Here is an 11,412-nt window from a genome sequence, read left to right on the forward strand (position 1 = left end):
CGAACCAGAATCTGAACTTAAATTGAAATTTAAAAACAATTTGAAGTTATGATAATTCTGTAAAGTCATTTGCAAAAGCTTAAAATGTGTTCTTATGTGTTGCGTTTTTTGAATCTTAGATTTAGATTTAAGTTTAAGTTTAAGTTTCTTTTTCTACTTTTTCTTCCTGTTCCAGGTTTTCTCCTTCATACTGTGTGCGTTCGCTGATGGCGTTGAGTTCTTTTTCTTCGCGCAGGTATCGAGCAAAAATCTCTTGATAGCCATGAGTCGTAATCACGTTTTCACAACCTGTGGCGTCTATACTTTCTAGTAATCCATCCCAATCGCAATGATCTGATAAAACAAATCCCTTATCCATCGCTCGCCTGCGTCTCGCACCACGGAAAGTCATCCAGCCACTAGTACTTGCAGTCACATAAGGAACCATTTTACGCATCCATGATGATCCATGTGCGCTAGGTGGCGCGACAACAATATTTCCTGCGATTTCTTCCTTAGTAGTGTCTCTAGTGATCAAATACGTAGGCGGAAAATCAATGAGTTCTCTAAGAACTTCGGTCATTTTATAAACGGCACCATGACAATAAATTTTCATTTGAGAAGTGTCGAGATGTTTGATGAGCCGTTGTGCTTTTCCTAGCGAATAAGCAAATAGGATAGAGGTCTTACCATCTGCATGGTTTTGTGCACACCAGGTGTTTACATCATGCATGACTTGGGATTGTGGTTGCCATTTAAATGCTGGCAATCCAAAGGTACATTCCGTAATAAATGTGTCACATTTTACAGGTTCATAAGGAGTGGAAATCCCATCATCTTCGGTTTTATAATCGCCTGTGAATACCCAAACTTCGTCGTTGTGTTCTACACGTATCTGACTAGATCCTGGTATGTGTCCCGCAGGATGGAATGAAAATTTTACGTTGTTGATGAGCAAGTTTTCGCCGTGAGCGATACCTGAAACATTAATATCTCCTAATCGATGCGTAATGATAGGTACGTTATCATGATGGGTAATGTATTTTTTGTGTCCCCATCTAGAATGATCAGCATGTCCGTGTGTTATGAGTGCCTTATCTACTGGTCGCCATGGATCTAGATACACGCCAGCGACATCGCAGTAGATTCCTTTTTTAGTAAATTGAAGTAAGGGTTTGCCCATTGCCTAAAATTAAGCACTGAAAAGGTAACACCTTGCTGTATTAAGAGAATTTTATTAAAGGTTAATAGTGTCAGTTTCTTCTAGATCGAGTTCTAGTTCTTCAAGATTTTTTATAAGATCTTTATCTGATTTTTCCAGTTCATAAGCTTCCATGATTTGGATTTTAAACTGGTCTAGGGCTAGTATGAGCTGGTCAAAACGTTTTTGTTGCACCATGGTTTCATGCCTATTATGAGTGAGTAAGGCATGGTAAGCTTTTACTCTTGTTTCTAGAACTTTTAATCGTGATTTAACGGGCTGACTGGTCCACTTTTCTGGAATACTCGCCACCATATCATCTATGGTGCTGTTTAAACGCAATGCTGCAGCCGTACTGTGGTCAAAATTCTCCAGTTCTGTAATGAACTTTTGGTAAGCAATCCATGAGTTTGCCGTTTCTGTGGCCTTGCCACTTACTTGCATCTGGGAAATTGCTGGATCAAAGGTTAGTTCTTTTTTTTCTTCTATTATGGGAGGTGTTTCTTGAGAGTCACCGCAAGAAACTAAGAATATGAATAAAATTGTATAAACGTATCTCATAATCATAATTAGAACTACAAAGGTGCTATTATTATTATAATTAATCTGTGTTTTAAATAGGTTTTAATAAACACGCTTGCGCGAAAGCGGGATTGTCAAAATCTTAATTTTTAAAAGGAAATATTAAGAAATTCAGAAAATAGAGTTGCTATATTTACCAACTTTAAACTAGAAAAAAGTCATGAAAATACTGATAATAGGTGCTTGTGGTCAAATAGGAACAGAACTTACTATGAGATTACGTGAGCTATACGGAAATGAAAGTGTAATAGCTGGTGATATAAGAGAAGGAAGCGATGAGTTGATGAATTCTGGGCCTTTTGAAATTCTAGATGCTATGGATAGGGATTCTATCGAGGATGTATGCTTGCATTATGAGATCAGTGAGGTCTACCTTATGGCTGCGATGCTAAGTGCAACGGCAGAAAAGTACCCTAAAAAAGCATGGAATCTTAATATGGATTCTCTTTTTCATGTCTTAAATCTAGCGCGAGAAGGAAAAATAGAAAAGATTTTCTGGCCGTCTAGTATTGCTGTTTTTGGGCCTACTACTCCTAAGGAAAACACACCACAGCAAACTATAATGGAGCCGAGTACCGTTTATGGTATTTCTAAACAAACTGGTGAGCGCTGGTGTGAATACTATCATAATAAGTATGGAGTAGATGTGCGTTCTATAAGGTACCCAGGATTAATTTCATGGAAAACGCTTCCTGGTGGTGGTACCACAGATTATGCGGTAGAAATATTTCACGAGGCACTGAAAAACAATCATTATGATTGCTTTTTAAGTGAAACAACTAATTTACCAATGATGTTTATGGAAGATGCTATTAAAGCAACTGTTTCTATCATGCAAACTAAACCAGAAAATGTAAAACAGCGCAGCTCCTACAACCTGGCAGGGATGAGTTTTACACCACAAGAAATCGCTACCGAGATCCAAACGCATTTAAAAGATTTTACCATTAATTACAAGCCAGACTTTAGACAGGCAATTGCAGACAGCTGGCCAGGTTCTATAGATGATAGTGAGGCTAGAAAAGACTGGTCCTGGAATAATGATTATGACCTTAAAAAAATGGTTATAGAGATGATAGATAACCTAAAATAAGTCTCAATATCACTAGTAGTGTTTCTTATATTTGCGTTATTAAATTAAAGTTATGTCATTCTCAAGTCTATTTGAATCTGGTGCAAGAGCCAGAAATAAAAGTCATTTTGCTACCATAGTAGCTTTGGCAAAGTCTAATAATATTATTTCTCCCGAGGAGACGGCAGTTTTACAGCGTTTAAAGTCTAAGTTAGATATTTCAGACTCAGACTACGATGTTATATTAAAGGATCCTGCTGCATATCCCGTTACTCCTCCTACAGATAGTGAAGAGCGCATACAGTGGTTACATGATTTATTTAAAATCGTTTTTGCAGACCACAATATGGATGAAAATGAGCATAAATTATTAAGAAGATATGCTACTGCAATAGGTTACAACGATGAAGATGCTGCATATCTAGTACAGCGTTCTGTTGAGATATTTTCAGGCCATTTAAACCTAGAGGATTATAGATACTTACTGAATAAAGATCGTTAGTAAATAAAGATTATTTAAACTTTTTAAGATTGAGCCTTTTATAGATGGTGTTTGTTAACTCGTCATCTGTATAAGGCTTTTTTATGACGTCTTTACAACCAGCTTTGCGCAACGCGGCTATGTCTTCTGGAGCTGTTTGTGTAGTAACTCCTATGATCGGGATTTTTTTATTGTGGTCGTTTGCAAACTCCTTAATAAGGCTTATAAGTTCTATGGTGTCTAATTGAGAAATAGAAGAAGACATGAGGATAAGGTCATATTCATCATTTTCAACGGCACCTAATAAGTTCTTAGGGTCTGTAAATACTTGTGTGTCAAAATTCCCTGTGCTTACCAGGATTTTTAGTGCTGTCATTTTAGAGACACTATTTTCCTCAGCAATAATAGTTCTGATTTTTTCTGAAAGCTGTACTTTAGGTTTAGTTTTCTTTTCAACTTGCTCTTCAATTTCTTCGTCGTGAATGGGAAAGGATAGTTTAAGATTAGCAACCTGCGTGGTACCACCATTTTCACAGTGTTTTATGCGAATATCTCCATCCATGAGTTGCGCCAGTTCTCTTGCGATTGAAAAACTAAGCCCAGTAGTTTTCTCAATATCTCCATGACCTATTGTGGTGTAGTTTTCTAGTTTTGGATCACTAAGAATATCTGGTATGATCCCTTCATTATTAGTTACCTCTATTCTTAGACTTACTTTATTTGCTCGTCTTTGATTTTCTTGGATGTTAATTTCTATGCTATCTCCTTTATTATGTTTTAGGGCGTTATCAATAAAATTAGTAATCACCTGTTCAAACCTTCTCTTATCTCCTATGATGGTTTTAGGGACGTTTGTATCAATATTTACCTTAAAGTTTAAATCAAGATGACTTGTGGTATAGTTAAGTTGAAGGTTTTTAAGAAGTTTGCGTAAAGAAAAAGGAGCGTTTTCTAGGGATAACGAACTGTTTTTTAAAATGGATAAATCTAAAATATCGTTTAATATACCTCGTAATTTTTCACTCTGGCTTTTTATAGCCTCTATAAGCATTTGTTGATCTAGGTTAATGTCTTTTTTCATTAACATGGAAGAGAAAGAACTTATTAAAGTAAGTGGATTTCTTAATTCATGAGAAAAGTTAGCTATAAACCTATTTTTAAATTCTTCTTGTTCTTTTAAAAGTTGATTTTTTAACTCTAATCTTTCTTGAAATATTAGAGATTCATTTCTTTTTTGTGTCATGACTTGAACACGCTTGTAAAAATCAGTTCCTTCTCTGAGTATAATGACTGCGGTGTGGTCGTCATTTAAAATGAAGTCTATATCAAAAATACGGTCTTCAATATGAATACATTCTAGTTTTGCGTACTCTGAATCATCTTCAAAATAAACTCCTATGTTTTCAAAAAAAGGATGAACATCTTTAAGTAGAGATCCTTTTTCAAAATCAATTAATTGCTGATCGCTGCTTAGAATAACTCCAGCTTTATCTATGGTGATAAATTGTAACCCTTTATTACGATATTCTCTATGGAGTTGATTCATGGTTTTTTAAATTAGAAGTTTTGCGATTCTTTCAAAAAGCCTATTGACATTATTTCCTTCTTTTGCACTTACTAACATGTCTAAAAAGTCGAGCTCTTCTTTCTTGTCAGAGATGCTGCCCTTAGGTAATAAGTCTGTTTTGTTACCTATACTTAAAATAGGTACGTTATTAAAATTAGAGGATAGGTATTCTTTTTGAGCTGCTATATTTTCATATGTACTAGGTCTAGTGATATCACAAACAAAGATAAAACCGTGAGTTCCTAGTAAGTAAGCTTTTCTTATATCTTCAATAGTATCTGTTCCTTCTGTATCCCATAAAATAAGATTCACTTCTTGGTCATTAACTATTAACGTCTTTTTTAAAATATGAACACCTATAGTTACTTTATAATCTTCAGTAAAAACATCTTCTACAAAACGTCTTATTAATGAAGTTTTACCAACGCCAAAATGACCAACAATAACTATTTTTTTTGATACCATATTACTGATTACTGAATTTGAGATTAGAATAGTTTTTAAGAAGTAGTTCTTCTAGTTGATCACGATGATTAATAATGTCTTTTTTATTAATTTCCTGAGAAACCTCTAGATTAAAACTTTCCAGTTCTCCTTCTAATGTTTCTGTAAAAGTACCACTAACTGCAGTTGCAATATAATACTTATGAAAGCTATGTAAGTGAATTACATAAAGATCATATTCAATAGATTGTAAATCGTGACCTTTTTCTTTAAAGGCGTCTTCTACAAAACCTTTAATAGCGGTTAACATACCACTGAGCATATCCTTATCTACGGTATCCTTCATTTGATAACTACCCAGTAGAATTCCAGACCCTTTTTCTATTAAAAATACTTGTTCTACCTGAGCGTTTACCATATTACTAAGAATCATCTCTTTTTCACTGACTCCTGTAAATATAGCCATGATCTTACGCTTTAGTCCTGCAAGGGATAGAGTTTCTTTTGCTGTGGCATTTACTTTTTCAGTGAGCATTTTTAACTCTTGAGAAATATACTTTTTAATCATTTTACCCATAATAGGGTATAAAGCCTCTACCACTTCATCCTTAGACTTTGCTATCTGTATTTTTAGAGTTTCAGTTATTGTAGGACCAAGTCTTTGCGGGATACTTGCGCTAAACTCTTCTAACTCGTCACGAATAATTGGGTTAATCTTTTCAGATAATTTCTGCCTTTCTCTTAGGGTTTCTTCAAGAATGTTAATTTTTGCTGATATATTTTCAGCATACTCACGTTCATCTGTGAGTAAGATGGTTTTTAACAACGCCAGTTTTTCGTCTTCGTTCATGGCGAGTAGTTATTTCTAAGCCTTGATTTTATTACCCAAGTCTATAAGAGCATCTCCCAGCATAGCTCTGCTCGTTTTTTCGTCCTCAATAGTTTCTAAACGATCTTCAATCTTGTTCTCAAGATCTGTAATACGTATGTTTAAGTCTGTAGAAAGACTATCTATGCTTTTATTTAACTCATCACGTGTGTCGTCTATGAAGTTTTGTAACTCTTGACGTTTCTTTAAAAGATCAGCTTTAAGGTCATCAAACTCATTGTTATACTGCTGGATGTTTTCTCCAAAAATGAGGTTTTTAATCGCCTCTATTTTTGAATTACTATCTACACCATCAATATTAATATTTTCGGGTTTAGGTTCTTTGCTCATTTTCATTTCACATTTATAGGAAAAAAAATACTAGAAAAATATTACATACGGTACTTTTGAATAAACTCCTCGACCTTCGTAACCATATTTTTACTTCCGCAAAAGAATGGAACCCGTTGATGAAGTTCTGAAGGTTTTAAATCCATGATACGTGTATGGCCATCACTTGCTTTACCACCAGCCTGTTCTACTATAAATGCCATAGGGTTGCACTCATATAATAATCTCAATTTACCGGTAGCTGCTTTAGAGCTTTTAGGGTACATGTAAATACCACCTTTAATCATGTTTCTATGGATATCAGATACTAAACTACCTATGTATCTACTCGTGTAAGGTCTGTCACCTTCTTCTTGCTGGCAGTATTTAATGTAGTCCTTAACACCTTGTGGGAAATGGACATAATTACCTTCATTTACACTATAAATATTCCCATCCTCTGGAAAGCTCATATTAGGATGAGAAAGATAATATGTGCCTAACGCTGGGTTTAGTGTAAACCCATTTACTCCATGTCCTGTCGTATAAACGAGCATGGTTGAGGTTCCATAAATAATATAACCTGCGGCTACCTGTAGATTTCCAGGTTGTAGAAAATCTTCTAATTGAACCGGTGTTCCTACTGGTGTAATGCGTCTATAAATGGAAAATATAGTTCCTACAGATACGTTAACATCTATGTTAGAGCTACCATCTAGTGGATCAATTAAAACCACATACTTGTTTGAATGGTTCTCTTTGTGACCTTCTATGGTAATAAAATCGTCATTTTCTTCACTAGCTATTCCACAGACGATCTCTCTGTTAGTAAGTGACCTTATAAATGTGTCATTAGCTAGAACATCTAGTTTTTGTTGATCTTCACCTTGAGTGTTAATTTCTCCTGCACTACCTGTTATGTCCACTAGTCCAGCTTTATTAACTTCGTGGTTTACCATCTTTGCTGCCAGTCTTATAGAGTTTATAAGTCTGGATAGTTCACCACTAGAATATTGGAATTCAGATTGGTTTTCTATGATGAATTCGCCTAGGGTTTGATTTTTACGAGCCATGTTTTATTGAGGTATGTTGCAAATATCATAAATAAAACCATCTTACTATAACGATGTAGTAAGATAGTTTTAAGAACTTGTACATAACTCTATTATATATTTACATAACTTTAGTATTATGATTGAAATTAAAGAAGCGACATTAGATGATTATCCTCGAGTTCTTGAACTTATTAAGGAACTAGCCGTTTATGAAAAAGAGCCCGATGCTGTGGAGATCACATTAGATGAGCTCATTACAAATGGTACCGGTGAACAACCACTTTTTAAATGTTTTGTAGGTTTTTATAGCGGAAAGATAGAAGGCATAGCACTTTGCTATCCACGATTTTCTACATGGAAAGGAAAAACCATTCATTTAGAAGACCTCATAGTTACTCAACAAATGCGAGGACTAGGATTAGGAAAAGCGCTATATAAAGCAGTGATGGTTTATGCTCATGCACAAAAGGTTAGACGTGTAGAATGGGTAGTTCTGGACTGGAATGAAAGTGCTATTGAGTTTTATAAGCATACAGGTGCAACTATTTTAGAAGATTGGAATCTAGCTCAAATGGACGAGCAAGCACTTCATAATTATATTTATAATGAGGATATTTAAATTTGGTGGAGCATCAGTTAAAGATGCTGCTGGAGTACGTAATATTTTAAATGTAGTTCAAACTATGGGCTATAATGGTCTGGGAATTGTAGTTTCTGCTATGGGTAAAACGACTAATGCTCTAGAAGAAATTATAAAGCTATACCTAGAGAATAACAGTCGGTACTTGATACTTATAGATCATCTCTTTAACCAGCATGTTAAGATAGTAGAGGATTTAGAAGCGAGTGGTGCAGATGATGAAGTTTTATTACGCTTTCGCGAAAGCGGACTCAAAAAAGAACTAAAAGCAATTTTAGAATCTCTTAAAGGTGTAATGTTGCTCAATCAGAGTAAAAATCATGCGTTTTTATATGATCAAGTGGTGAGTTATGGAGAAATACTTTCTACAAAAATAGTAGCTTCTTATTTTAAGGCTTATGGATTACCAGCTCAATGGATTGATGCTAGAAACCTGATTAAGACAGATCAAAAGTATAGAGATGCTGCGGTAAACTGGAAGACCACAGTAGCGTCTATTAAGGAAAATGCGAGCCATTCCTTATTTCTTACACAAGGTTTTATAGGGTCAGATGATAATGGGTTTACCACCACGCTGGGTAGAGAAGGAAGTGATTATACGGCTGCTATTCTTGCTTATGCACTAGATGCTAGTGATGTTACTATATGGAAAGATGTTCCAGGAGTGTTAAATGGAGATCCTCGAGTGTTTGAAAACACTGTTCTACTAGAACAAATTTCTTATCGCGAGGCTATTGAGCTAGCATTTTATGGGGCAAGTGTTATTCATCCTAAAACCTTACAACCCTTACAAGGTAAGCAAATTGAACTGCGCGTTAAATCGTTTATGAATCCGCTTGAAAAAGGAACAGTCATTAAAAAAGGTCCTGCATTATACCCTATGACTTCTTGCTATATAGTGCGCAAGAATTTAGTTTTTCTAGAAGTTTCGGCTAGAGATTTTAGTTTTATAGGTGAACATAATATAAGCGATATCTTTCACCAGTTAAGTGAGCATAAAATGCAAGTAGGTTTATTACAGAACTCTGCGATAAGTTTCACGATATGTCTGGAAGATAAGTATCATAATTTAAGTGAATTATTAAATGACTTAGAGGAGCGATATAAAGTAAGTGCTATAGAAAATGTAGATTTATATACCATAAGACACCATGATGATGATACTATAGAGGCTATAGAAAATGGTAAAAAAGTATTATTAAGACAGCGCACACAAGAAACTTTGCAACTTGTTGTGGCAGGTAAAGAATAATCAGATTTCAATTATACTATATTTGTAGCTCTATTTTCTAAATAAAATAATGGGTCTGGTAACAGCAAAAGAGGTCGCAAAAGCGATTCATATTGATAAATACGGGTTCTTGGGTACTCTAGGAGGCTGGTTACTCATGAAGTTGCTGCGCCTCTCTACACTCAATAAAATCTACAATAGACACAAACATTTAAGTGATGTAGAGTTTTTAACATCATTATTAGAGGATTTACAAATCGAATTTGAAATTCCAGAAGAAGATTTGCGTCGTATTCCTAAAAACGGAGCCTTTATTACTATATCTAATCACCCATTAGGAGGAATAGACGGGATATTATTAATGAAACTATTACTGGATAAAAGACCAGATTATAAAATAATAGCAAATTTTTTACTGCATCGCATAGAGCCTTTAAAACCATTTATTATGCCAGTAAATCCTTTTGAGACGCGTAAAGATGCTAAGTCTTCTACGGCAGGATTTATGCAGGCTATTAGGCATTTAAAAGGAGAAATGCCGCTCGGGATTTTTCCGGCTGGTGAGGTTTCTACTTATAGAGATGGTAAACTTGTGGTGGATAAGCCATGGGAAGAAACGGCTATGAAACTAGTACAACGAGCACAGGTTCCCGTAATTCCTATCTACTTTCATGCAAAGAACAGCAGTCTTTTCTACAGGCTCGCAAAGATCTCTGACACCTTTAGAACAGCTAAATTACCATCAGAACTTTTAACTCAGAAAAGAAGAGTTATAAAAGTAAGAATAGGAAATCCTATAACTGTTAAAGATCAACAAGCTCACACTGAGCTTACAGATTTTACAGACTTTTTAAGACGTAAGACCTATATGCTTTCTAAGGCTTATGATGTAGGAACTTCTAAGCTTAAGGATATTTCTAAAACTATAAAAATACCTAAATCGCCTAAGGAAATTGCTAAACCTGGTGATCCATATAAAATGATTCAAGAGGTTGATTTCTTAAGAAAGAATGATAAGCGATTGCTGGAATCTAAAAATTATGAAGTTTTTCTAGCAAAAAGTGACCTCATGCCTCATGTTATGAATGAGATCGGGCGTTTAAGAGAGATTACCTTTAGAAAAATAGGAGAAGGAACTAATAAGGCTATAGACTTAGACCATTATGATGTTTTTTATCATCAAATGTTCTTGTGGGATAATGAAGCAAAAGCAGTTGCTGGCGCCTACCGCATGGGAATGGGAAGTGAAATATTTGCCGCTTATGGTATGGATGGGTTTTATTTAAAGGAGCTCTTTAAATTTGAACCAGAGTTGCACAAAATGATGAGCCAGTCCATAGAAATGGGGCGCGCTTTTATCATTCCAGAGTATCAACAAAAACCTATGCCTTTATTCTTGCTTTGGAAAGGAATTGTTCATTGTACATTACGTTTTCCAGAGCATAAATACTTGATAGGTGGTGTAAGTATCAGTAATAAATTCTCTAATTTTTCTAAATCGCTGATGATTGAATTTATGAAGAGTAATTATTATGATCCATATATTGCTCAATACATTACTCCTAAAAAAGAGTTTAAAGTAAAACTAGCCGATGCAGATAAGGATTTCATCTTTGACTCCTCTGAGGCAGACTTGAATAAATTTGATCGTCTAATTGACGAGCTTGAGCCTAATGAATTGCGTTTACCGGTTCTCATTAAAAAGTATGTGAAGCAAAATGCAAAAGTAATCGCTTTTAATGTAGATCCATTATTTAATAATGCTATTGACGGGTTGATGTACATACGCATAGCAGACCTTCCAGAAAGCACTGTTAAACCTGTAATGGAAGAGTTTCAGGCAGAGATGGAGGCAAAGTACTTTAGAAATAATGAGGAGTAAAAATGAAGTTCTTTTACTACCTTGTTTTTACATTTTTATGCGTCTCTTTTAGTTTAGCACAGAATATTATAGAAAATTTA

Annotated in this window: 12 protein-coding genes; 5 read left to right on the forward strand and 7 right to left on the reverse strand. The window is 35.0% G+C overall.

From position 1 onward, the window contains the following. Positions 1–139: 139 nt before the first annotated feature. Together ACTF48_RS03870 and ACTF48_RS03875 are read right to left on the reverse strand one after the other, a co-directional pair. Positions 140–1,162: a ligase-associated DNA damage response exonuclease gene (locus tag ACTF48_RS03870; protein WP_438961826.1), complete on the reverse strand. Its 1,023-nt coding sequence runs from the start codon at positions 1,160–1,162 to the stop codon at positions 140–142. 54 nt (positions 1,163–1,216) lie between these two features. Beyond that, on the reverse strand, positions 1,217–1,741 hold the full coding sequence (locus ACTF48_RS03875; protein WP_438961827.1) for a hypothetical protein: 525 nt from the start codon (positions 1,739–1,741) through the stop codon (positions 1,217–1,219). Between the two features lie 181 nt (positions 1,742–1,922). On the opposite strand from ACTF48_RS03875, the gene ACTF48_RS03880 reads away from it, so the two are divergent. Continuing rightward, positions 1,923–2,855, forward strand: a complete 933-nt coding sequence (locus tag ACTF48_RS03880) for an NAD-dependent epimerase/dehydratase family protein (protein WP_438961828.1) — start codon at positions 1,923–1,925, stop codon at positions 2,853–2,855. A 52-nt stretch (positions 2,856–2,907) separates the two neighbouring features. Then, positions 2,908–3,336 carry a TerB family tellurite resistance protein gene (locus ACTF48_RS03885; protein ID WP_438961829.1) on the forward strand — a complete coding sequence of 143 codons (429 nt, stop codon included), beginning with the start codon at positions 2,908–2,910 and terminating at the stop codon, positions 3,334–3,336. A gap of 10 nt (positions 3,337–3,346) precedes the next feature. Here ACTF48_RS03885 and ACTF48_RS03890 read toward each other — a convergent pair whose 3' ends face one another. Genes ACTF48_RS03890 through fbp form a run of 5 tightly spaced genes read right to left on the reverse strand, consistent with a single transcriptional unit; the run spans position 3,347 to position 7,597 of the window. Beyond that, positions 3,347–4,861 (reverse strand): ATP-binding response regulator, encoded by a 1,515-nt coding sequence (locus ACTF48_RS03890; RefSeq protein ID WP_438961830.1) that lies wholly within the window; start codon positions 4,859–4,861, stop codon positions 3,347–3,349. A gap of 6 nt (positions 4,862–4,867) precedes the next feature. Then, a complete protein-coding gene (locus ACTF48_RS03895; protein ID WP_438961831.1) occupies positions 4,868–5,347 on the reverse strand; it encodes a Rab family GTPase in 480 nt (159 codons plus the stop codon). A 1-nt stretch (position 5,348) separates the two neighbouring features. Beyond that, positions 5,349–6,176: a cell envelope biogenesis protein OmpA gene (locus ACTF48_RS03900; RefSeq protein ID WP_438961832.1), complete on the reverse strand. Its 828-nt coding sequence runs from the start codon at positions 6,174–6,176 to the stop codon at positions 5,349–5,351. 15 nt (positions 6,177–6,191) lie between these two features. After that, positions 6,192–6,545 (reverse strand): fructose 1,6-bisphosphatase, encoded by a 354-nt coding sequence (locus tag ACTF48_RS03905; RefSeq protein WP_438961833.1) that lies wholly within the window; start codon positions 6,543–6,545, stop codon positions 6,192–6,194. A 41-nt stretch (positions 6,546–6,586) separates the two neighbouring features. Beyond that, a complete protein-coding gene (gene fbp / locus ACTF48_RS03910; protein ID WP_438961834.1) occupies positions 6,587–7,597 on the reverse strand; it encodes a class 1 fructose-bisphosphatase in 1,011 nt (336 codons plus the stop codon). Positions 7,598–7,715: 118 nt separating this feature from the next. Here fbp and ACTF48_RS03915 point away from each other — a divergent pair, with 118 nt between their 5' ends. Genes ACTF48_RS03915 through ACTF48_RS03925 form a run of 3 tightly spaced genes read left to right on the forward strand, consistent with a single transcriptional unit; the run spans position 7,716 to position 11,332 of the window. Next, positions 7,716–8,198, forward strand: a complete 483-nt coding sequence (locus ACTF48_RS03915) for a GNAT family N-acetyltransferase (RefSeq protein ID WP_438961835.1) — start codon at positions 7,716–7,718, stop codon at positions 8,196–8,198. After that, entirely contained in the window at positions 8,185–9,471 is a 1,287-nt protein-coding gene (locus tag ACTF48_RS03920) for an aspartate kinase (RefSeq protein WP_438961836.1), read from the forward strand. Before ACTF48_RS03915 ends, ACTF48_RS03920 begins: the two co-directional genes overlap by 14 nt. 49 nt (positions 9,472–9,520) lie before the next feature. Then, entirely contained in the window at positions 9,521–11,332 is a 1,812-nt protein-coding gene (locus ACTF48_RS03925; RefSeq protein WP_438961837.1) for a GNAT family N-acyltransferase, read from the forward strand. Positions 11,333–11,412: the final 80 nt, after the last annotated feature.

This window comes from Nonlabens sp. (assembly GCF_965660805.1).
In the GTDB taxonomy this organism is placed as follows: domain Bacteria; phylum Bacteroidota; class Bacteroidia; order Flavobacteriales; family Flavobacteriaceae; genus Nonlabens.

Coding starts and splice junctions, on each gene's coding strand:
- ACTF48_RS03890 (WP_438961830.1), bottom strand. CDS start 4,861: ATGAATCAACTCCATAGAGAATATCGTAATAAAGGGTTACAATTTATC.
- ACTF48_RS03880 (WP_438961828.1), top strand. CDS start 1,923: ATGAAAATACTGATAATAGGTGCTTGTGGTCAAATAGGAACAGAACTT.
- ACTF48_RS03915 (WP_438961835.1), top strand. CDS start 7,716: ATGATTGAAATTAAAGAAGCGACATTAGATGATTATCCTCGAGTTCTT.
- ACTF48_RS03875 (WP_438961827.1), bottom strand. CDS start 1,741: ATGAGATACGTTTATACAATTTTATTCATATTCTTAGTTTCTTGCGGT.
- ACTF48_RS03895 (WP_438961831.1), bottom strand. CDS start 5,347: ATGGTATCAAAAAAAATAGTTATTGTTGGTCATTTTGGCGTTGGTAAA.
- ACTF48_RS03900 (WP_438961832.1), bottom strand. CDS start 6,176: ATGAACGAAGACGAAAAACTGGCGTTGTTAAAAACCATCTTACTCACA.
- ACTF48_RS03920 (WP_438961836.1), top strand. CDS start 8,185: ATGAGGATATTTAAATTTGGTGGAGCATCAGTTAAAGATGCTGCTGGA.
- fbp (WP_438961834.1), bottom strand. CDS start 7,597: ATGGCTCGTAAAAATCAAACCCTAGGCGAATTCATCATAGAAAACCAA.
- ACTF48_RS03885 (WP_438961829.1), top strand. CDS start 2,908: ATGTCATTCTCAAGTCTATTTGAATCTGGTGCAAGAGCCAGAAATAAA.
- ACTF48_RS03905 (WP_438961833.1), bottom strand. CDS start 6,545: ATGAGCAAAGAACCTAAACCCGAAAATATTAATATTGATGGTGTAGAT.
- ACTF48_RS03925 (WP_438961837.1), top strand. CDS start 9,521: ATGGGTCTGGTAACAGCAAAAGAGGTCGCAAAAGCGATTCATATTGAT.
- ACTF48_RS03870 (WP_438961826.1), bottom strand. CDS start 1,162: ATGGGCAAACCCTTACTTCAATTTACTAAAAAAGGAATCTACTGCGAT.